Raw genomic sequence first — 20852 nt, 5'->3', positions numbered from 1 at the left:
CCGAACCACCCACGTAGCCCACAGCAGCCCGCAGCCCGCCCGCCGTCAAACCAGCCCGCGTACCGCAGAACCGCCGAGGGGTCCCGTGACCGTCCATCCCAGCCTTCAAAACTACGCCGATGCCTGGACCCAATCCGTCGAAGCCATAGCCGAGTTGGTACAGCCGCTCGTCGAAGGCGAATGGAACTGGCGCACACCGTGCCCAGGTTGGTCCGTGCGGGACATCGTCTCGCATGTCATCGGCCTGGAATGCGAAATGCTCGGAGACCCACGGCCGATCCACTCGCTGCCGCGCGATCTCTACCACGTACGGGACGACATGACCCGCTATATGGAGATGCAGGTCGATGTGCGCCGGCATCACACGGCGCCGGAGATGACCTCCGAACTTGAGTACACGATCATCCGCCGCAACCGGCAGTTGCGGAACGAGAACCGCTCCCCCGACACCATGGTCCGCGCCCCGCTCGGTACGGAGCAGACCCTGGAAACCGCCATGCGGATGCGGGCGTTCGACATCTGGGTGCATGAGCAGGACCTGCGTACGGCGCTGAACAAGCCGGGCAACCTGGACTCGGCCGGCGCCGTGGTGACCCGCGACGTGCTGCTGTCCGCGTTGCCGAAGGTCGTCGCCAAGGACGCGGGGGCGCCGCCGAATTCGGCGGTGGTCATCGATGTGAGCGGCCCGCTGGAGTTCCTGCGTACGGTCAGGGTGGACGCGGAGGGCAAGGGCTCGGTGGACGGCTCGCCCTCGCTCGGTCCGGTGGTGACGCTGATGACGGACTGGGAGACGTACTTCCGGCTGGCGTGCGGACGCGTGCGGCCGTCGGCGGTGGCGGACCGGATCAAGATCGATGGAGATCAGGAGCTGGCCGAGGCGATCGTGCGGAAGTTCGCGGTGACGCCGTAGCCCCGTGGCTCCGTGGCTCCGTGGCTCCGTAGCTCAGTGGCCGAGGGGGAGGGAGCGCGCGACGCCACGGGCGCGCGGGCGCACGCGCACCACGGGCCATCCAGCCTCAGCCTCACGCCCCACGGCGCCCCGCGCGCCTCATGCCTCATGCCTCATGCGGGCACGTGCACGGCCTCCACCCGGCTGGCGACCAGCCGCTCCCGCTCCCGCCGGGCCGTGCGCGCCCGCAGGCGCAGGATCTGCATGATGCCGACGGCTTCGAGGACGAAGACGGACGAGAAGGCGATCCGGTAGTTGTCGCCGCTCGCGTCGAGCAGGACGCCGACCGCCAGGAGTGTCGTCATCGAGGCCGTGAAACCGCCCATGTTGACGATTCCGGAGGCCGTGCCCTGACGCTCCGGCGGATTCGCGGGCCTGGCGAAGTCGAAGCCGATCATCGATGCGGGTCCGCAGGCGCCGAGGACCGCGCAGAGGGCGATCAGCAGCCCCATCGGGGCATGGTCGCCGGGGTACGCGAGCGTCGTCGCCCAGGCCAGCGCCGTCGTCCCGACCGTGCCGAGGGCCAGCGGGATCCGGGCCGCGTGGTGGCGGGCGATGATCTGCCCGTACACCAGCCCGATGGCCATGTTGGAGAGGACGACGAGCGTGAGGAGTTCACCCGCGACGGCGCGGGACAGGCCCTGCGCCTCGACGAGGAAGGGCATGCCCCAGAGCAGCAGGAAGAACATCGCGGGGAACTGGGTCGTGAAGTGCACCCACATCCCCAGCCGGGTACCGGGCTCGCGCCACGACGCGGCGATCTGCCTGCGTATGTACGCGGCGCCCGCGTGCTCGGCGGGCGGCGGCTCGTAACCCTCCGGGTGGTCCTTGAGGAAGAGCAGCAGCAGCACGAGGACGACGACACCCGCCAGGGCGCTGCCCGCGAAGGTGGCGGTCCAGCCGAGGCCGTGCAGGGTGCGGGAGATGAAGATGGTGGAGACGAGGTTGCCCGCCATGCCGATGAGCCCGGCGAACTGCCCGATCATCGGTGCGCGCCGGGCCGGGAACCAGCGGGTGCCGAGCCGCAGCACGCTGATGAAGGTCATCGCGTCACCGCAGCCGAGCAGGGCGCGGGAGGCGAGGGCGGTTCCGTACGAGGGCGAGAACGCGAAGCCCAGCTGCCCGACGGTGAACAGCACCACGCCGAGGGTCAGCACCTTCTTGGTGCCGAGCCGGTCGACCAGAAGGCCGACGGGTATCTGCATGCCCGCGTAGACGAGCAGCTGGAGTATGGAGAAGGTCGACAGGGCCGAGGCGTTGACGTCGAACCGGTCGGCGGCGTCGAGGCCGGCCACACCCAGGCTCGTACGGAAGATGACGGCGACGAAGTAGACGGCGACGCCGATGCCCCAGACCCACGCGGCACGACGGCCGCCGGGCGGATCACCAGGCAGTGTGAGGGAGACCGCGCTCACCGCTCCTCACCCCGGACCAGCACCTTGACCCGGCTGACATGCCGGCGCAGAACCTGCGCGGCGCCGTCGGCGTCGCCCGATCTGATGGCTTCGAGCAGCTCGGCGTGCTCGATGATGTTCTTGGCGATCCGGTCGGGGTGCGCCTCCATCACGGCGACGCCCATCCGCAGCTGCCGGTCCCTGAGCTGGTCGTACAGCTTGGAGAGGATGTCGTTGCCGGCGTGGCGCACGATCTCGGCGTGGAAGGTCCGGTCGGTCACGGCGACGGCCGCGAGATCCCCGTCCACGGCACGCTGCCGCTGCTCCTCCAGCAGCTCCTCCAGCCGCCCGATCAGCCGCTCGGACGCCGGCACTGCCTTCCGTACGGCGAACTCCTCGACCAGCAGCCGGGTCTCGACCACGTCCGCGATCTCCTGCGCGGACACGGCGAGCACGAGCGCGCCCTTCTTCGGATAGAGCTTGATCAGCCCTTCCACCTCAAGCTTCAGCAAGGCTTCCCGTACGGGCGTACGGGACACCCCTACCGCCTCGGCCAGCTCCCCTTCGGTCAGCAGGGTGCCGCCCTCGTAGCGACGGTCGAGTACGGCTTCCTTGATGTGGCTGTAGACGCGGTCGGCGGCAGGTGGCTGCTTGACGGGAGCGGCAGGCGCTGAAGGCATGCGCACAGCTTAGATACAACAGAGGTACAACAGCATTCCCGTCCGGGATACGGACAACGCCCCGGCGCCCGTGCCGCGCCTACGCGGTGGTGCGCCGGCGGACCTGCGCCTTGATCTCCTCCGGCAGCGCGTCGGCGACGCGTAGCCGGGGCAGCAGTTCCGGTTCCAGCGTCATCGCCCGGAAGACGACGGCGACGGTCACGTCGTGGCCGGGCCGGTGCACGATCTCGACGGTGTCGGTGGCACGGATCTCACCGGTCTCGACGACGCGCAGATACGCACCGGGCCGCACGGCCCGGGTGAACCGCTTGATCCAGCCGGCCCGCTCCAGCCAGCCCTGGAACGTCGCGCACGGAACCCGCGGACACGACACCTCCAGCACGACGTCCCGCCCGACCCGCCAACGCTCCCCGATCAGGGCGCTGTTGACGTCCACTCCGAGGGTCGTGAGGTTCTCGCCGAAGACCCCGTTGGCGAGCGGCCTGTCGAACTCGGCTTCCCACGCGTCGAGATCTTCGCGCGCATAGGCGTAGACGGCCTGGTCGGAGCCACCGTGATGCTTCACGTCGTAGGCCCGGTCACCGACGAGACCGACCGCGCCGGTGCCCTCGGAACCGGGGACGACGACGGCGACCGGACCGTCAACAGGCCGCTTGTCGATGCCCGTCAGGCTCAGGCCCTTCCACGGGTTGGGACGGGGTCTGCCGATATTGACGGAGAGCAGCTTCACAGCGGCGACAGTACGGTCCGCCGCAGAGGGGAGCGAACGGTTTTCCGGCCGACCGGCCGCCGGTACACATGCGGGCGGTCAGCTCAGCGCCTTCTCGATGGCCTCGAAGATGTCGGCGTCGGTCTCCCGCTGCCAGGACGGGAGGTCGGGCCAGTCGGCCACGTAACCCGGCTTCGGGTCCTCGAAGTGCTTGAACATCTGGGCCGTCCAGCAGGTCGCGACGAACCGGCCCTTCTGCTCACGGGACAGCCTCGCCGTGTGGCCGTCGCTGAGCTCGATGAACTGCCGGACCTGGTCGTACACCGACCCGGCGGCCTCCCGCTCCCACTGCGGGGTGTCGTCCCACGGGGTGACGTAGCCGGCCTTCGGCTCCCCGGGGAAGTGCTGGCGCACTCCCGCGATCCAGGTCTCCCGGAACAGTCGTGCACCTTCGATCTGCGACATGCCTACCCCTCTCGTCACGTCTCATCTCGTCTTGTCACGGCGCGCTCAGCGTGGCGATCTCCGCCCCTAGCTCGGCCACGCGGTGGTCTCGGCTCAAGGGACCGAACTCGTCGCACAGAGTCTGGAGTTTACGGGCGACGTACCCGGATGCTGAGGCTCGGGCCAGGCTGATGGCCTCCCTGCCGTACGCCACGACCTGTTCGACGTCACGCCGCTTCGCGCCGATGGCAGCCAGGTCTGTGAGGACTGAGCCTCGTCGCCGGTAGGACTGCCCGGACGCCAGATCTGCCTGCCCCAGAGCGCCCTTCAGAGTTTCCTCCGCCAAATCGAGGCGCCCAAGTTGCACGTAGCGCGCTCCCCGCTCCTCGGCCAGACGCGCACCGTCGAACCGGAGCCATCCGCCGTTGACGCTGTCTGCGGTGAGGTCGCGGACGGTCTCGGCGCGATCCATCGCGTGTTCGCACGCGTCCAAGTCGCCGAGACCGGCGTATGCCTCGGCTTGGACCGATGCGACCCAATGCCGGGTCGAGAGGTTGTCATCACCCCGCCCGGCCAGTCGCTCGGCCGCGCCGAGCATCTGGGCGGCTTGGCGGTAGCGCTGCTCGGCCATGTCCACGTAGGCGTGCCGGACGAGCGCACAGGCCCACAGGTCGTACGCGTCGGCATCCTTGCTGACCGACGCTGCGAGCGCGTACGAGGCGGTGGCATCGGAGTACCGGTTGGCGTCGAACGCCACTTCACCGGCCAACTGGAAGAGGTCGGCTGCCGCGCTCAGCAGGGGGCGGGTGCTGCCACGGCTACCTGCCAAAGACTCGTTCAGTGCCGTCAACTGATCACGGATGACGGGGTAGACGGAGCCCTTGGAGCGGGCGAGCTTGTAGACCTGCCAGAGGTGGCTGTTCATGCGTGCGAAGTCGACGGGCAACCCCCGACGGACGCTTTCAGTGAGAGCCTCTGCCTCCTCAAGCGGCAGAGCCGTCAAGGCCCCGCTGACGGTCAGTATGCGGAGGAATTCGCGACGGATCATTTCGTCAGGGTCTCCCGCCTTCAAAGGGTCACTGGGCTGATGCCCTGTGGCGTCCTGGCCTGCGCCTTGTGGTGGCGTCAGGAGGACGTCCAGCTCTTGGAGGCTGATATCGAGGGCATTCGCCAAGCCTCGTCGCTGAGGCGGCTGAGGGACGATCCTGCCACTTTCCCAGCGCCCGACCGTTGTGCGGTCCACTCCGAGTAACTCGGCCAACTTCTCCTGACTGTAGCCCCGGCTCCTACGTCTTCTCGCCAGGCCCGACCTGGGGTACCGCTCCGACCGAGGGCATCACCGCCCTCGCCGCCGCCAACCGCAACGTATGGGACGAAATCAGCGCCGCCGACCCCGACCCATGGACGCTGCGCCTGGCGACTGCTGCCGCTACCTGGCACGACCACCGCAAGGGCGTCTGACGGTCGGGCATGCGGGAGCCCCCTGGGAGCAGAGGGAAGCCTGGAAACTCCCGAGTCCTGGCAGCCCCCCCTTCCGCTGCCAGTCCCGCACGATCTGCCCCGGCAGTGATCTCCACGTGTCGGCACGGCAGTGGCCAGTAGCTCTCGCTCGCGAACTCGACCTCATCCTCGTTGCGGCGCTCCGGGACTCCGGCCTCGGGAACGCCGGGCCTTTACCTTGCGGTGCAAGGTAGTTCCTGACTACCATGTACCGCATGACAGAGGAGCTGCGGACGTCCGGTGACCAACGGCGGAGCCAGCTCCTGCGCGGAGCGCTCGACATCTGTCTGCTCGCCCTGATCGCCGAACGTCCTCGCTATGGATACGAGTTCGTCGAAGCGCTCACCGACTGCGGGCTGGAGCTCGTCAGCGAGGGCAGCATCTATCCACTGCTCGCCCGGATGGAGCGGGCCGGGCTCGTCGAGTCCTATCGCGCGCCGTCGTCCAGCGGTGGGCCACCGCGCAAGTACTACCGGATGACCCGGGCGGGCGGAGTGGAACTGACACGCGGCCGCACCGCCTGGCTGGACTTCACGGCCCAGGTGAACGAGATCCTGACCACCACCGAGCCACCCACGGGGGGGAACACAAAACCATGACGACCGAACGAATCCTCGCGATATGCCGCAGCAACTGGTCGTTCCGGGGCGTCGATGACGCTGCCATCCAGGACATGCTGGCCGAGCTCTCCGCGCACCTTGAGGACGCGGCGGCCGCAGGACGTGCACCGCGAGACGTCGTGGGCGACGACGTCAAGGCGTTCGCCGCCTCCTGGGCACGGGCGAGGTCGCCGCTGCGCCCCCGGCTGCTGCGGATGGCGATGCTGGTGCCGTCGGCGATAGGCGGACTCCTGCTGTTCTCGCACCTCATCAGCTGGTCCGGATCAATTCCCGTCACCCCAGGCCGCCTTGCCTTCTGGCTCACCGTCATCACGATCACCGTCGCGGTGGAGGTACGGCGCGGGAGCGTGGGCGTGGGCAAGGGATTGCTGATCGCGGCGTGCGCCGGCCTGCCGGTCACGATCCTCACCGAGTGGCTGGTCGGCGACGAGCCACTCTTCCATGTCGCTCTCTGGGCCTCGGTCCTCCTGCCCCTGCCGGGCATCGCCTACGAGATCGCCAGGCGCTCCCGAGCGCAGGAGGGCCGGCCGGGAGCCACGGGGGCGGAATGACACCCCACCCACGGCTTTGATCGGACCGTCCGAGGTGTCGAGAGGTCGTTGGACCACTCACCGCCTCGCAACGCATGGGAACGGCTGCTTGACCGATCGGAGCCCGGGCGGCAACGAGCGCGAGGTACTGACGCCGGCTACACGGTGCACGTACGTTTTCCGACTCCAGGCGACACTGGTTGCGTGATTATCGAACGTGCATACGCCCACCTCTCCTCGCACGACGAGGAAACCTGGCCTTGGTCGGTGCCCTGCGTCCGACAGCTGCTGAGCGAAGGGCTGCGGTTCACCGCACCGGTGACCTTTCTGGTCGGTGAGAACGGCTCGGGGAAGTCGACCCTGGTCGAGGCGTTGGCGGAGGGGTTCGGCCTGGACTCCTACGGCGGCTCCCACGACTGGCGCTACGCTTCCCCGCGCGGCAAGTCGCCCCTCGGCGAGCGTATGAAATTCGACGCCGCCTCGGGGCGCGGGCGCCGTATGGTCACCAGCTGGTCAGCCCGCAAGGGCTTCTTCCTGCGTGCCGAGACCGCGCTGGACGCGCTGGGCAGGGAGGGGTTCTCGCCGGACCATGTCAGCCATGGCGAGGGCTTTCTCGCGGCGTTCCGCGGGAAGTTCCTTCACGCCGGGCTCTATGTTCTCGACGAGCCGGAGGCAGCGCTCTCCTTCTCTTCGTGCCTCGAACTGATCGGGCACATCGACCGGTTGGCCAGGGAGGGCGGCCAGGTCATCTGTGCCACGCACTCCCCGTTGCTGACCGCACTGCCGGGCGCGGACATCATCGAGGTCGGTGAGCACGGTATGCGGAGGGTCGCCTGGCGGGAGCTCGGCGTCGTGGATCACTGGCGCCGCTATCTCGCCGACCCGCACACCTATCTGCGGCACATCGTCGAACCGTAGGCCGGTCCCCCTCCGCCCTCGTCCAGCCCTCGTCACATGGGGCGATGCAGAAGACCCGGCTCTCGGGATACGGGCGAGACAGAGCACAGACGAAAGGGGCGCCCCCAATTCGGGGCGCCCCTTCTGGCCTGCGCATACGCTGACCTGCTGCGGTGGGTGTGGGATTTGAACCCACGGTGACTCGCGCCACGACGGTTTTCAAGACCGTTCCCTTAGGCCGCTCGGGCAACCCACCCACGCCCCGCCCACCTGCGACGGAGCGACTACAGCCTACCGGCCGTCGCCCGTCCCCGAAGCCGTTGGCCCGTCCCTGGCCCACAGGATCCGGAAACGACCCGTTGGCGGGACCACATCTAGGGTAGCCAGACCCACCGGCCGCCGTGGCTACAGGCAGCCACTCTCCGTATTCAGGTGACACGTGAGTACGAGCCCGCGCCGAGGTGAGCATCCGCGCCCATCCCGCGGCAGCGCCCGTGGCGTGAGGATCATGCACATCCCCTCCCACGGAAGGCATCGCCGGTGAACCCCGAGACGTACGCCACTCTTTACGGACCATGGCAGCCGACATCGGCTTCCCGCACGCGGACTGGCCCCGCCGTGCTCGCAGGCGTGCTGTGGGCGGTCACCTTGCTGTCGCTCAACTGGCTCGTGAGCCTGGTCGGCATCACCGTGGTCTGGGGCCTGGCCGCGGGTGTGCCCGTCGGAGACATCCTTCTTCGATACGTCCTGCCCGCCGTCGGCGCGGCTGCCGCGCTCACCGCGCTGGCCTTCGCACCCGGCATCCGCCGACTCACGATGGAGATCCGCCTGCTCCTCATCGGCGTCCTGGCATGCCCCGTACCCACCGTCCTCACGGTCATCACCTGGATCCAGGCCGGCTGAGGGACCGTCGTCCTGCCGGGCGCGTCCGGTGGCACGGAACGGGATCACGGGACACCAGAACCTCTCGTTCGTTTCAGACACCGAGTCCCGGAGGAGCCCCAAGGACAGTACGGTGCTCGCTCAGTGCCGCACCGGAGGTGATCCGAGGGCCCGGGACGATCAGTCGGTTCTCGTAGGCGAGGGCGACGAGTTGGGATCTGCTGGACACTCCGAGTTTGTGCATGATCCGGTTGATGTGTGACTTGACCGTGAAGGGGCTCAGGCCGAGTGCGAGGGCGATGGCGGTGTTGTCGGGCAGGGCGGCGATGAGAGCGAGTACTTCACGTTCCCGCTGGGTGAGTGGTGCCAGAGCCCCTTGGGCAGCCGGTGCGGGGGGTGCGTGGGAGGGCGCCGGCGAGATGACCATGGCGCCGCGGCAGACCACATCGAGTGCCGTGAAGAATTCGTCGGGTTCGAGGTAGGGGCCGAGCACGCCGGTCACGCCCGCCTCCGTGAGGAGCGGGAGTTCGGCCGGCGGGATCGTGCCGAGTACGACGGTTCGGGTGCAGGCGGCGGCGTGGCGCAGCGATATCTGAGCCGCTGCCGATGTGGCGCGGGCGAGTTCGCGGGCCTCGATGAGCAGGAGGTCGCAGGTCGTGGGGGTCAGGACGGTCAGGGCCTCGGCGAGGGTCGCGGTCTGGGCCTGAATCACGAAGGCGGGGGACGCGGCGATGACGTGCGCGTAAGCGTCTCGGACGAGAGTGGGGCCGCCCGCGAGGAGTACACGGTGCATCGGCGTCCTTCGGGCAGGGCACGGGCCCGCGGCGCCATGGCGACCGCGGGCCCGTGGGACGGGGGTTGTCAGTGGTTGTGGTCTGTGGAGCCGGCGTAGCTGGGTTCGCGGGGTGTGGGAGCCACAGGGGTGTGCTTGGCGAGTTTTTCGCCTTCGATGTCGACGTTGGGCAGGATGCGGTCGATCCAGGTGGGCAGGGACCAGGCGCGCTTGCCGAGGAGTGCGAGGGCTGCCGGGACGATCGTCATGCGGACGACGAACGCGTCGAAGACGACGGCGACGGCCAGACCGAAGCCGAGTGATTTGATCATGGCGTCGTGGGAGCCGACGAAGCCGGCGAAGACGCTGATCATGATGAGGGCCGCGGCGGTGACGACGGTGGCGCTGTGCTTGAAGCCCGTCTCGACCGCGGTGCGGGCGTCGGCTCCGTGGACGTATGCCTCGCGCATGCGGGTCACCAGGAACACCTGGTAGTCCATCGCGAGGCCGAAGACGATGCCGACCATGAGGACGGGCATCAGGCTCATGATGGGGCCGGTCTGTTCGAGGCCGATGAGGTCCTTCAGCCAGCCCCACTGGAAGACGGCGACGAGGACGCCGAGGGAGGCCAGTACGGAGAGCAGGAATCCGAGGGCCGCCTTGACGGGGACCAGGATGGATCGGAAGACGAGTATCAGTACGAGTACGGCGAGGCCGACGACGACGGCCAGATAGGGCACGATCGCCGCGCTGAACTTGTCGGAGATGTCGATGTTGAGGGCCGTGGTGCCGGTCACGAGGGAACGGGCGCCGGTGTCGGACCGGAGGTCACCGGCCAGGGTGCGGATGTCGTCGACGAGGTTCTTGGTGGCGTCGCTGCCCGGTGCGCTCTTGGGGATGACGGTGATGATCCCGGTGTCGCCGCTCTCGTTGAAGGCGGCCGGGGTCACGGCGGCCACGTCCGGGAGGCCGGCGAGGGACTTGCCCATGTCCTGGGCGCCGCTGCGGGCGACGGCCGGGTCCTGGTCGTCGACAGTCACGGTGAGGGGACCGTTGAAGCCGGGCCCGAAGGACTCGGACAGCATGTCGTACGCCTTGCGCTGGGTGGACGAGGCGGCCTTGGAACCGTCGTCCGGCAGCCCGAGTTCGAGCTGGGTGACCGGGAGCGCGACCACACCGAGGGCGATCACGGCCAGGACGAGCATCTGGGCCGGCTTGCGCAGGACGTAGGAGATCCAGCGCTGTCCCATTCCCGGCCTGCCGGGCTTGGTGCTGCCGGGCTTGGTGCTGCCGGGCTTGGTGCTGTCGGGCTTGGTGCTGTCTGCCGCGGGGGCCTTCTTACGGGTCTTGCCGCGGACGCGTTCGCCGGCGAAGCCGAGGAGGGCGGGCACCAGGGTGGTCGCGACGAGGACGGCGATGACGACGGCGCCGGCGGCGGCGAGGCCCATCGCGGTCAGGATGGGCAGGTTCACCACCGCGAGGCCCGCGAGGGCGATGACGACGGTCAGTCCCGCGAAGACGACGGCGGATCCCGCGGTGCCGTTGGCGCGAGCGGCGGCCTCGCGGGCGTCGTGGCCGTCGGCGCGTTCGGAGCGGTAGCGGGAGACGATGAACAGGGCGTAGTCGATGCCGACGGCGATGCCCAGCATCGTGGCGAGAGCGGAGACATTGCTGTTGAGGTCGAGCGGGCCGCTGAGGGCGGTGATGGCGGCCATGCTCACGCCCACTCCGACGAGCGCGGTGAGCAGGGGCAGGCCGGCGGCGATGAGGGAGCCGAAGGTGATGAGGAGGATGACGGCTGCCAGGGCGAAGCCGACGGCCTCGGCCGTGTGGCTTTCCTCGGGGGCGGCCAGTGCGTTGCCGGAGGCTTCCACCGTCAGCCCCTGGTCCCGCCCCGATTCGAGGGCCTCGTCCAGGCCCGTGTGGTCGCCGTCGGTGAGGTCGGAGTCCGGGGTGGTGTAGGTGACCTGGGCGTAGGCGGTGGTGCCGTCCGCGCTCAGTGCTTTGGCGGTGAAGGGGTCGCTGACCTGCCCGATGCGGGCGGAGGAGTCCTTGATGTCGGCCAGTGCCGCTTCGAGGGCGGCCTTGTTCTCCGCGCTGCCGATCTTCTCGCCGTCGGGTGCGCGCAGCACGACGCGGGCGGTGGCTCCGTCGGCGTTGGCCGCCGGGAACTTCTCGCCCAGGAGGTCGAAGGCGCGCTGCGCCTCCGTGCCGGGCAGGCTGATGCTGGAACTGGCGGGGCCCGAGCCGGTGGAGGCGCCGATGCCCACGGCGCCGAGGACGAGCGCCCAGAGGAGGACGACCAGCCGGCGCCGTGTGAACGCGGCCCTGCCGATCTTGTGGAGGAAGGTGGCCATGAGGGAGACGCTCCGGATCGATGGTGTTTTTGGACGTGCGGTGCCCTGAGCCCGGCAGGTGACCGGCGCGGGCCTGAAGAGGGCATGCGGAGATGGACGAGCGGCGTTACGCCGTTGTCAGGGTGTGCGGGGTCGCCGGCGCGACCGGATGGCGCCGCCGGAAGGCAGTCGGGGTCGGGGTCGGGTCAGACCGCGGCGGGCCGCGCGGTGAGGACGGGCAGAAGCACCAGCTCGACGACGGTTTCCATGAGCTCCGGGGTCGCCGGTGTCCCGTGGAGGATGGTCTGTGCGAACAACGGGCCGAACAGGATCTGATCCGCGAGGTCGATGACCGGGTTTCCGGCTTCGATCTCTCCCCTGGTCACCGCACGCTCGAACAGCTGGGCCAGGTCGCGCAGGATCGGATGGATCAGGATCTCGCGCACGATCTCCATGAGGCCCTCGTCCTGGACGATGGCGGCCGGCATCGAGGTGAAGGTCTTCTTGGCCGGGTCGTCCGCCACCAGATACCGCATCACGGCCATCAGGTCGCCGCGCAGACTGCCGGTGTCGATACCGGACAGGTCCTTCCCGGCCTCCGTGCTGAGGGCCTTCCACGCCGAGATCACCAGACGCGGCTTGCTCTCCCACTGCCGGTAGAGCGTCGCCGTGCTGCACTTCGCCCGCTGCGCGACCGCCGCCATGGTCACCTGCTCGTAGCCGACCTCACCGACGAGCTCGGCCGTCACTCGCAGCAGCTCATGCTCCCGCTCCGCGGTGAGCTTGCGGCGGCGCGACGCCGCGGGTGCCTCGGCCATGACTGCTCCTGATCCGGTCCGTAGCTGACACCAGAACTGTAGCCATCCAGAAAAGCGAAAATCAAGTTTTCGAAACGGCTATTTTCGAAACTGGGATTTTCGAAACTGGATTTTCGATCTGGCTCGCGGATCCAACCCCGGGGCGCATCGGCCAGGAGTACGACGGACTCAGCCGACGGCCGGGGAGCCCCACCGCAGATCCGCCAGCGCCCTCGCCCTCGCCTCCACCACCGCCATCCGGGCATCCCGCTCCGCCGGGTCGACATGTGCGGCCTGGCCGGTGGCCTGGCCCGGCCATTTGCGGTACAGGAGTCCCACCTCGGCGGTGAACCAACCGCGGCTGACGGAGTCCAGCGCGAGCAGCAGCCCCGTGTCCTCAGAAGCCGGCAGTGCCATCCACCCGCCGAGCGCCAGCACCAGATCGCGGCGGGCGAAGAGGGTCGCCGGGTGGACCTGCGCGCGGTAGTCGTTGGCCGACCAGAATTCCCGTACGGCACCGCGCTCGACCGGCCCCTGCGCGGGGTCGCCGTCGAAGCCGGCCGTCGAGCCGTCGGGCAGCAGGTCCAGCGCGCGCGAGGTCGCCCAGCCGAGGGTGGGGTCGCCTTCGAGGGCGGCCAGGTCGCGGGCCAGCGCGCCCGCCGGGAGTTGGTCGTCGGCGTCCAGGACCTTGATGTACTCGCCGTCCGCGTGCGCGAGCGCCAGCGTACGGGCGGTGCCCGGGCCGCCGGGGCGGCCCTGCCTGAAGGTCACACGCGGGTCGTCGGGTACGTACGGAGCGACCTCGTCGCTCTTGCCGTCCTCCTGGATCAGCCAGTGCCAGTCCCACCCGTCGGGCAACTCCTGCTCGCGCAGCGACGTGTACGCGTCGGGCAGGAAGTGCGCGGACGGCGCGTGAACGGCGGTGATGACGACGACGCGCCGGCTCACGGCACTCACCACCTTTCCAGGGGAGTGGTGAAGTGCAGTTGCGTACGGTCACCGGGAAGCGTGACGTCGGACATCTCCACGACGCGCTCATGGGTGTCGAACGAGGTCTTGCGGAGCACCAGGACCGAGGTCCCGGGCGGTAGTTCGAGCTCATCCGCCTCTTCGGGGGTCGGCGGACGGGCGATGACGCGTTCCTCGATGCGGTCGAGTTCGATCCCCACCGAGAGGAGTTGGCTCTGGGTGCCCCCCGGAAACGGTTCCCTGGCCGCGTCCAGCAGGTCCGGATTCCCCTCGACCAGGGCGCGGACGAGATACGAGGTCACCAGCGCGAACGGCGCGTTCTCGGCGGCGTACCGCGTCCGGTACGTGCGCTCCACGAGGGCGGTTCCCTCAGGGACACCGAGGGCCTCGGCAAGCTGAGTGTCCGCCTTGGCCTCGCGATAGGCCGCGTGGAAGACCAGGTCGTTCACATCGAGCCCGGTGGCATGCTCGGTGGAACCGGTCTTGAGCCGCTTCTCCTCCGGCTCCCGTGTCCGGTTCTTCTCCCACTGATGCCGCTCGTTGGTGCGCAGCACCTTCGTACGGGCTCTGCGGACGAAGTTGCCCCGGCCGTGCTGCTTCTCGATCAGCCCCTCGTCCTGGAGAAGCCGGAGCGCGTCGCGGATCGTCGGGACACTCCGCCGGTGGTCCTGCGCGAGCTTCGTCTCCGAGGGCAGGCGGTCGCCGGGCTTGAGTTCACCCGCGCGGATGGACTGGCGGAGTTCCGCCGCGATCCGCTCGTACACCTTCGCCATGGCTGCCCACCGTTCTGTCGCGTAACGGTGCCAGCATATGACTCCTCAAGAGGTCTTGACGACCGGAGGAGGAGCGCGTCACGAAGAGCCAGGTCATGGCCGGGAAGGGCACGTCATGGCCGGGAGGGCACGTCACGGAGAGCACGTCATGGCCGCAAGCCCCTTGGCCGTGTACGACCTGCTCCGCCACCTGCCACCCCGGCACCTGCCCCGTTCGGCAACACGCCCCGCCGTTCGGTGCCGGTCCCTCCCCTCGTGGGGACCGGCACCGAACGGCGGGGCGATGTCGACCCGCGCCGTACTGGTGCGGCTGACGGCGAAAGCTGCGAAAGCTGACCGAGAACAAGCGGTGCGATGGTGCGATGGGTTGTCTCTCCGTGCGCCGAACTGGTGGCCTGGCCCGGTGACGCGCGGTTGAAGCGCTGCTGCGTCGTGATCCTGTCAGCTGTGTCTCCCGCCGTGGAGGTTCCCGGCATCGGACTACCGACTTCACCCCAGGTCAGCCATATAAAGTGAGTTATCCGGTCCGGACGTCCATGCGCGGGGGAAGTAAGGAGTGGAGACCTTGAGTTCCGACTCAGGGGCACGCACCGCCTTCGCGGAACGTCTCGCGCTGCTTTACCGGGAGGCCGGCAACCCTCCGCTCAAGAGTGTGTCCGAGGCGGTCGTCCGGCTTCAGCGGGTCGACGAGCGAGGGCGGCCCGTGCGGGTGTCCGCCCAGCGGATCAGCGACTGGCGGCGAGCGAAGAACGTGCCCGCCCAGTTCGCCGCCCTCGCGGCGGTGTTGTACGTCCTGATTCCCCAGGCACGACGCCTGCGGCCCGCGCCGGTGTCCGCGGGGCTGTACGACATGGCCCAGTGGCAGCGCCTGTGGGCGCGTGCGGTGGCCGACCCGGTCGGCGAGCGCCCCGCGGCATCCGCGGAAGAGGAGGAACGCCCCTCGGCCGAAGCCCCGACCGTCCCCGGTGGCGTATGCCCCTACCGGGGGCTGGCCTCGTACCGTCCGCAGGACGCCCGGTGGTTCTTCGGCCGGGAACGGAGCACGGATGCCCTCGTCGCCCAGCTGCGCGCGGCGGAGGATACGGGTGGCCTGGTCATGCTCGTGGGCGCATCGGGGGCGGGAAAGTCCTCCTTGCTGAGCGCCGGGTTGGTGCCCGCGCTGCGCAACGGCGCACTGGGTGACGAGAAGAGCCGCCCGAGGGAGGTTCTGCACCTCGTGCCGGGAAGCGATCCCCTCGCGGAGCTGACCCGCCGGATCCCCGAACTCGCGGACGTCGTCTCCACCGTGGAGGAACCGGCGGCGGAAAAACCGGCGGCGGAAGAACCGGCGGGGCAGGAGCCCGGCACGCCCCGATTCGCCGACGCCGCGCGAGAGGCCGTCACCGCGTGGGCGCGACGCGGGACGTCCTCCGCCGCCCGTCCGGTCGTCATCGTGGACCAGTTCGAGGAGGCGTTCGCCCTCGGCTCCGACGAGGCGAACCGGCGCACTTTCATCCAGCTCCTCCACGCCGGATGCTCGCCCGCCGACTCCGGCGACACCACCGAATCCGGCGACACCGCGGCCGGCTCCGGCGGCACCGCAGCCGATTCCGGCGACACCGCGGCTGACTCCGGCAACACCATCGGCTCCAGTAACACCACCACCGGCTCCGCCGGCTCCGCGCCCGCCCCCGTACTCGTCGTCCTCGGCATACGCGCCGACTTCTACGAGCAGTGCCTGGCGTATCCCGAACTGGCCGACGCGCTGCAACACCGGCACATGGTGCTCGGACCGCTGACCACCGCGGAACTGCGCGAAGCGGTGACCGGCCCGGCCAGGGCCGTGGGGCTGGAGCTCGAACCGGGACTGGCGGAGCTGATCGTCCGGGAGGTGAGCGCCGACGGCCCGCGCGGGACGCCCGGCGCGGGAGTGCTGCCGCTCCTCTCCCACGCCCTGCTCGCCACCTGGCAGCGGCGGAAGGCGGGACGTCTCACGCTGGCCGGTTACCGGGCGGCGGGCGGAATCCAGGGAGCGGTGGCGGCGACCGCCGAGCGGGCCTGGTCCGGCCTCGGCCCCGCCGCGCGCACGGCCGCGAGACTGCTCCTGCTGAGGCTGGTCCGGCTCGGCGAGGACACCCAGGCCACCCGCAGGCGGGGGACGCGGCGCCAGTTGGCGGAGGAGTCGACCGACCCCGGCAGAACGGAGGAATCACTCGAAGCCCTGGTCCGCGCCCGGTTGGTGACACTCGACGCGGAGACCGTGGAGATCACCCATGAAGCGCTGCTGCACGCCTGGCCACGCCTGCGCGAATGGATCGACGAGGACAGGAACGACCACCTGCTGCGCCAGCGGCTGGAGGAGGACGGCAGGGCCTGGGAGGGCTCGAACCGCGACTCGTCACTGCTCTACCGCGGCTCCCGGCTGGAACAGGCCCGCACCTGGGCGAAGTCCGCCGGTCAAACGTTTCTGACCCGGAGCGCGGCGGAATTCCTGACCGCTTCGGTCAGGCTGCGCACACGTACGGTCCTGATCAGCCGAAGTGCGGTGTCGGCTCTGGTCGTACTGGCGGTGCTCGCTGTCGGTTCGGCGGTGGTCGCATGGCAGCAGCGGGACGAGGCGGTGTTCCAGCAGGTACTCGCCGAGGCTGATCGCGTCCAGTACACGGATCCGTCGTTGTCCGCTCAACTCGACCTGGTGGCACACCGCCTGCGGCCGGACGACGAGGGCACGAACAACCGGTTGATCTCGATAGTGAACGCGCCGCTGGCCACGCCGCTCCATGGCCACACCGGCGCCGTCTACCTCACCACGTTCAGCCCGAACGGACGCCTCCTGGCCACCGCCAGCTACGACCGGACCGTACGGCTGTGGAACGTGACGGACCCGACCCGGCCCAAACCCCTGGGCAAACCCCTCACCGGCCACACGAGTTGGGTGAGCAGCGCGGTCTTCAGCCCGGACGGCCGCACGCTCGCCGGCGCGGGGGACGACGGCACGGTTCGGCTGTGGGACGTACGGGACCCCAGCCACCCGCGCCCGCTCGGTACGCCCCTGTCCGGCCATGACGGCACGATCTACCTGCTCACCTTCAGCCCGGACGGACACACGCTGGCCGCCGCCACCGAAGACCACACCGTGCGCCTGTGGGACGTACGCGACCCGCGCCGGCCCAGGACGCTCGGCGCGCTGACCGGCCACACCGCCGCCGTACGCTCCGTGGCGTTCAGCCCCGACGGACGCACCCTCGCCACCGGGAGCGACAGCGGCGCGATCAGGCTGTGGGACATGGCCGATCCGCGCCGTCCCAGGCCGGTCGACACGGTGCTGACCGGCCACGAGGCCACGGTGCACTCCGTGGCCTTCAGCCCCGACGGACGCACCCTCGCCAGCGGCAGCAAGGACGACACCATCCGGCTCTGGAACGTGGCCGACCCACGTCGCCCGAAACCGCTCGGCGCACCGCTCACCGGCCACACCGGAGCCGTGTGGTCCGTGGCCTTCAGCCCCGACGGGGCCATGCTCGCCGCGGCCAGCGCGGACAGCACGGCGAGCCTGTGGAACGTCAGCAACCCGGCCTACCCCTCGCAGGTCGGTGAGCCTCTCGCGGGCAGCAGCGGCGAGATGTACGCCCTGGGCTTCAGCCCCGACGGACGGACCCTCGCCACCGGGAGCGGCGACAACACGGTCCGCCTGTGGTCGATACCGACGTCGGACATGATCGGCCGCATCGGGGCGTTCCGCCCGGACGGGCGGGTGCTCGCCACGGCCGCGCGCGACGAAAGGGTCCGGCTGTGGAACGTGACGGCTCCCAGCCGGCCCGTATCGCTGGGCGAACCGTTCATGCCGGGGGAGGGCGACGTACGTTCGCTGGCGTTCTCCCCCGACGGCCGCGCCCTCGCGGTGCTGACGGGAAACCGCGCGGTGCAGCTCTGGAACGTCACCGACCCCGCCCGGCCTGTCCCCTACGGGCCGCCCGTCGCGCTGCGGACACGGTTCGCGGGCCCCGGTGCGCTGGCGTTCAGCCCGGACGGGCGCACGCTGGCAACGGCCCATGACGACCGCACCATCCAGGTGTGGGACGTCAGCGACCCGTCGCGCCTTCGTCCGCTCGGCGCACCGCTCACCGGCCACACGGGCTACGTCAACGCCCTCGTCTTCAGCCCGGACGGCCGCACGCTCGCCAGCGGCAGCGCCGACAGCACCATCCGGCTCTGGAACGTGGCCGACCCACGCCACACCGCCCGCCTCGGCGCACCGCTCAAGGGGCACCTGGGCCCCATCAACGCGCTCGCCTACAGTCCGGACGGCGACACCCTGGCCAGCGGCAGCGACGACGGTACGGTCCGGCTCTCGGACGTCGCCGATCCCCTCAGGGCCACCCGGCCGGGCTCCGCCCTCACCGGCCACACCGAAGCGGTCGTGTCGCTGACGTTCAGCCGGGACGGCCGCACCCTGGCGAGCGGCGGCAACGACGACACGGTCCGGCTCTGGAACGTCACCGTCCCCTCCCGGGCCGCTCCGATCGGTCAGTCGATGAGCCCCAACGCCAAGACCGGCAATTTCCTGTCGTTCAGTCCCAACAGCCGCCTGCTCGGGGTGTCGAGCGGCGCCGATACGGTCCGGCTGTGGAACCTGGACGTCGACGAGGCCGTCCGTCGCATCTGTTCGATGACCCGGAGCGTACTGACGCCGGACAAATGGCACGAGTATCTGCCCCGTCTCTCGTACGCGCCTCCGTGCGATCGCTGACGGAGGCGGGTACGGGCACTGAAGTAGGGGCGCACGAGTCGGCCCAACGGCGCGCTGTACGCGGCGAGTTCACGGATGGAGCCTGACGAGCCCCTCTCCGGAAGACTCGTCCAGCCGGACCGATCAAAACAGGCCATTCCCCTGCGCACGTCACGTCACGTGATCCCGATCACAACTCCGCATCGCCGCCGAGCAGTCGGCACCCGCAAGTAAGCAGCCTTGTTACTCTTAAGTAGAGCCCGATCGCTGGCGCATCCCCCGTCGCCAGCGGTCGGGCTCTCTCATCGGGGGCGGCCCGACCGATCCGGCGCCCCGCCCCAACAGGCCGCACAACCCCGTGAAAACCGCCGCGACCGCAGCTGTTCACGCCGTGTTGTCCACGACGGCTGTCGCTCGCACACGGACGCGTTACATCCTCTGTCCAGCATTCGGCTCCGGCATCCCGGTGTTCCGGTGTTCCGGTGTTTCTCGCATCCCAGCTCTTTCCGGCATCCCAGCGTTTCCCCTCTCCGCAGGAAGGTTTCGCATGCACAGCGCAGGCAGCAGACTCCACCGGCGTTACGCGACGATCGCCGGGGCGGTGACATCGGCGGCGCTGGTCGCGGTCGTCGTCGCCCCGGCGCACGCCGGCCCGACGGTCCCCGAGGTCACGGCCAGGGCCGAGACACCGCCCCTCTTCGACGACGAGGACGGCGGGAACGCGAGCGCCGACGACCCCGCGATCTGGCGCGATCCGAAGAACCCGGCGCACAGTCTGGTCCTGGGCACCGCCAAGGTGGGCGGCCTGCGTGTGTACGACCTCGCGGGGCGCGAGGTGCAGTCGCTTCCGTCGCCGAAGCCACCGAGCACCGACGACGAGCCCGGTCGCCTGAACAACGTGGACGTCATCGACGGCACGGATCTGGCCCTCGCGGCGGACCGCGGCCGGGACAAACTGGTCATCTACCGCGTCGATCCGCACCGTAAGCCGGGCCCCGTCACCGACATCACCGCCGACGACGCCTCGCCGTACATCTTCTCCGCCGACCAGGACGAGGTGAACAAGCAGGCCACGGCATACGGTCTGGCCTCCTGGAAGGACAGGAGGACCGGCCGCGTGTACGCCGTCGTCACCCAGGAGTTGACGAACCGGGTGGCGCTGCTGGAGCTGACGAAACCGGCCGCCGACGGCACGATCGGCTACCGCAAGATACGCACCGTCGGCTTCCCCACCACGTTCGAGCTGCCCGACCACACGACGTGGACGCCCTGCGAGGAGCCGGGCGAGCAGCCCTACCTCGAAGGCATGCGCGTCGACCCGGCCAACGGCGTGCTGTACGCGGGCCAGGAGAACGTGGGCGTCTGGCGGATCAACGCGGATCTCACCGGCAGGCCCACCCTGATCGACAAGGTCCGGGACTACGGCGTTCCGTACACCCAGGACCCGGCGACCGGCGAGTGCGTCCCGGGCGAGGACCCCGGCTTCGGCGGGAAGCACCTCGTCGCGGACGTCGAGGGCATCACGCTGATCGAACGGCCGGACGGCAGCGGCCACCTCGTGGTCTCCAGCCAGGGTGACAGCACATTCGCCATGTACGACCGTGATCCCGCCAAGGGCAACAAGTTCACCGCCGGCTTCCGGGTCGGGGCGGGCAGCGGAGAGAACGCGATCGACGGCGCCGACGGCACCGACAGCCTGGAAATCGTCAACAAGCCGTTCGGCAACCGGTATCCGCAGGGACTCGCCGTGTTCCAGGACGGCATCGACACCCCTGAGGTGGCCGGCCCCGACGGAGAGCCGCGCGAGGGCTCGAACTACAAGTACGTCGACCTGCGGGACCTGGCCACCGCCACGGGCCTCAACTTCCGCTGACAGCCGCGAAGTTCCGTCA

Annotated in this window: 17 protein-coding genes and 1 tRNA gene; 7 read left to right on the top strand and 11 right to left on the bottom strand. The window is 69.7% G+C overall.

What is annotated here, in order from left to right; genetic code table 11:
• Positions 1 to 85: 85 nt before the first annotated feature.
• Complete coding sequence (locus tag ACIQD6_RS15950; protein ID WP_401882611.1) at positions 86 to 910, top strand: maleylpyruvate isomerase family mycothiol-dependent enzyme; 825 nt, start codon at positions 86 to 88, stop codon at positions 908 to 910.
• A gap of 152 nt (positions 911 to 1062) precedes the next feature.
• On the opposite strand, the gene ACIQD6_RS15945 is transcribed toward ACIQD6_RS15950, so the two are convergent.
• From ACIQD6_RS15945 to ACIQD6_RS15925, 5 genes are all read right to left on the bottom strand, one after another.
• Positions 1063 to 2364, bottom strand: coding sequence for a nitrate/nitrite transporter (locus ACIQD6_RS15945; RefSeq protein ID WP_401882609.1), 1302 nt, complete (start codon positions 2362 to 2364; stop codon positions 1063 to 1065).
• Positions 2361 to 3023, bottom strand: coding sequence for a GntR family transcriptional regulator (locus ACIQD6_RS15940; protein WP_401882606.1), 663 nt, complete (start codon positions 3021 to 3023; stop codon positions 2361 to 2363). The genes ACIQD6_RS15945 and ACIQD6_RS15940 overlap by 4 nt, the downstream gene beginning before the upstream one ends.
• 79 nt (positions 3024 to 3102) lie before the next feature.
• The gene (locus ACIQD6_RS15935) at positions 3103 to 3753 is read right to left on the bottom strand and encodes an MOSC domain-containing protein (RefSeq protein ID WP_401882603.1); all 651 of its coding nucleotides are present in this window, start codon (positions 3751 to 3753) and stop codon (positions 3103 to 3105) included.
• A 78-nt stretch (positions 3754 to 3831) separates the two neighbouring features.
• On the bottom strand, positions 3832 to 4197 hold the full coding sequence (locus tag ACIQD6_RS15930) for a hypothetical protein (RefSeq protein ID WP_401882600.1): 366 nt from the start codon (positions 4195 to 4197) through the stop codon (positions 3832 to 3834).
• A gap of 34 nt (positions 4198 to 4231) precedes the next feature.
• Complete coding sequence (locus ACIQD6_RS15925) at positions 4232 to 5437, bottom strand: multiprotein-bridging factor 1 family protein (protein ID WP_401882597.1); 1206 nt, start codon at positions 5435 to 5437, stop codon at positions 4232 to 4234.
• 454 nt (positions 5438 to 5891) lie between these two features.
• Between ACIQD6_RS15925 and ACIQD6_RS15920 the strand changes: the two genes are divergently transcribed.
• From ACIQD6_RS15920 to ACIQD6_RS15910, 3 genes are all read left to right on the top strand, one after another.
• Positions 5892 to 6275 carry a PadR family transcriptional regulator gene (locus ACIQD6_RS15920; protein ID WP_401882594.1) on the top strand — a complete coding sequence of 128 codons (384 nt, stop codon included), beginning with the start codon at positions 5892 to 5894 and terminating at the stop codon, positions 6273 to 6275.
• Positions 6272 to 6847, top strand: a complete 576-nt coding sequence (locus ACIQD6_RS15915) for a hypothetical protein (RefSeq protein WP_401882592.1) — start codon at positions 6272 to 6274, stop codon at positions 6845 to 6847. Before ACIQD6_RS15920 ends, ACIQD6_RS15915 begins: the two co-directional genes overlap by 4 nt.
• Positions 6848 to 7030: 183 nt before the next feature.
• On the top strand, positions 7031 to 7744 hold the full coding sequence (locus tag ACIQD6_RS15910) for an AAA family ATPase (RefSeq protein WP_401882590.1): 714 nt from the start codon (positions 7031 to 7033) through the stop codon (positions 7742 to 7744).
• A gap of 150 nt (positions 7745 to 7894) precedes the next feature.
• On the opposite strand, the gene ACIQD6_RS15905 is transcribed toward ACIQD6_RS15910, so the two are convergent.
• A tRNA-Ser gene (locus ACIQD6_RS15905) sits at positions 7895 to 7979 on the bottom strand.
• Positions 7980 to 8341: 362 nt separating this feature from the next.
• Between ACIQD6_RS15905 and ACIQD6_RS15900 the strand changes: the two genes are divergently transcribed.
• Complete coding sequence (locus ACIQD6_RS15900) at positions 8342 to 8626, top strand: hypothetical protein (RefSeq protein WP_401882587.1); 285 nt, start codon at positions 8342 to 8344, stop codon at positions 8624 to 8626.
• Positions 8627 to 8699: 73 nt separating this feature from the next.
• Here the strand turns inward: ACIQD6_RS15900 and ACIQD6_RS15895 are convergent, their stop codons facing one another.
• From ACIQD6_RS15895 to ACIQD6_RS15875, 5 genes are all read right to left on the bottom strand, one after another.
• On the bottom strand, positions 8700 to 9398 hold the full coding sequence (locus tag ACIQD6_RS15895) for a response regulator transcription factor (protein WP_401882585.1): 699 nt from the start codon (positions 9396 to 9398) through the stop codon (positions 8700 to 8702).
• Positions 9399 to 9466: 68 nt separating this feature from the next.
• Complete coding sequence (locus ACIQD6_RS15890) at positions 9467 to 11734, bottom strand: MMPL family transporter (protein ID WP_401882582.1); 2268 nt, start codon at positions 11732 to 11734, stop codon at positions 9467 to 9469.
• 185 nt (positions 11735 to 11919) lie between these two features.
• Positions 11920 to 12531, bottom strand: a complete 612-nt coding sequence (locus ACIQD6_RS15885) for a TetR/AcrR family transcriptional regulator (RefSeq protein ID WP_401882580.1) — start codon at positions 12529 to 12531, stop codon at positions 11920 to 11922.
• A 168-nt stretch (positions 12532 to 12699) separates the two neighbouring features.
• On the bottom strand, positions 12700 to 13458 hold the full coding sequence (locus ACIQD6_RS15880; RefSeq protein WP_401882577.1) for a glycosyltransferase family 2 protein: 759 nt from the start codon (positions 13456 to 13458) through the stop codon (positions 12700 to 12702).
• A gap of 5 nt (positions 13459 to 13463) precedes the next feature.
• Positions 13464 to 14252: a GntR family transcriptional regulator gene (locus tag ACIQD6_RS15875; RefSeq protein ID WP_401882575.1), complete on the bottom strand. Its 789-nt coding sequence runs from the start codon at positions 14250 to 14252 to the stop codon at positions 13464 to 13466.
• 556 nt (positions 14253 to 14808) lie between these two features.
• Between ACIQD6_RS15875 and ACIQD6_RS15870 the strand changes: the two genes are divergently transcribed.
• Together ACIQD6_RS15870 and ACIQD6_RS15865 are read left to right on the top strand one after the other, a co-directional pair.
• Positions 14809 to 18981 (top strand): AAA family ATPase, encoded by a 4173-nt coding sequence (locus tag ACIQD6_RS15870; RefSeq protein ID WP_401882573.1) that lies wholly within the window; start codon positions 14809 to 14811, stop codon positions 18979 to 18981.
• A 526-nt stretch (positions 18982 to 19507) separates the two neighbouring features.
• Positions 19508 to 20833, top strand: a complete 1326-nt coding sequence (locus ACIQD6_RS15865; RefSeq protein ID WP_401882570.1) for a phytase — start codon at positions 19508 to 19510, stop codon at positions 20831 to 20833.
• The last annotated feature ends 19 nt before the right edge of the window (positions 20834 to 20852 follow it).

This window comes from Streptomyces sp. NPDC088400 (assembly GCF_044753355.1).
GTDB lineage: Bacteria > Actinomycetota > Actinomycetes > Streptomycetales > Streptomycetaceae > Streptomyces.
Note: the sequence above shows the minus strand (reverse complement) of the source record. Positions and strands in the feature narration are given on the sequence as shown.

What these genes read in the sequence shown, in the direction of transcription:
- ACIQD6_RS15865 (WP_401882570.1), top strand. Translation starts at nt 19,508, where the DNA reads ATGCACAGCGCAGGCAGCAGACTCCACCGGCGTTACGCGACGATCGCC.
- ACIQD6_RS15890 (WP_401882582.1), bottom strand. Translation starts at nt 11,734, where the DNA reads ATGGCCACCTTCCTCCACAAGATCGGCAGGGCCGCGTTCACACGGCGC.
- ACIQD6_RS15885 (WP_401882580.1), bottom strand. Translation starts at nt 12,531, where the DNA reads ATGGCCGAGGCACCCGCGGCGTCGCGCCGCCGCAAGCTCACCGCGGAG.
- ACIQD6_RS15930 (WP_401882600.1), bottom strand. Translation starts at nt 4,197, where the DNA reads ATGTCGCAGATCGAAGGTGCACGACTGTTCCGGGAGACCTGGATCGCG.
- ACIQD6_RS15875 (WP_401882575.1), bottom strand. Translation starts at nt 14,252, where the DNA reads ATGGCGAAGGTGTACGAGCGGATCGCGGCGGAACTCCGCCAGTCCATC.
- ACIQD6_RS15895 (WP_401882585.1), bottom strand. Translation starts at nt 9,398, where the DNA reads ATGCACCGTGTACTCCTCGCGGGCGGCCCCACTCTCGTCCGAGACGCT.
- ACIQD6_RS15915 (WP_401882592.1), top strand. Translation starts at nt 6,272, where the DNA reads ATGACGACCGAACGAATCCTCGCGATATGCCGCAGCAACTGGTCGTTC.
- ACIQD6_RS15920 (WP_401882594.1), top strand. Translation starts at nt 5,892, where the DNA reads ATGACAGAGGAGCTGCGGACGTCCGGTGACCAACGGCGGAGCCAGCTC.
- ACIQD6_RS15940 (WP_401882606.1), bottom strand. Translation starts at nt 3,023, where the DNA reads ATGCCTTCAGCGCCTGCCGCTCCCGTCAAGCAGCCACCTGCCGCCGAC.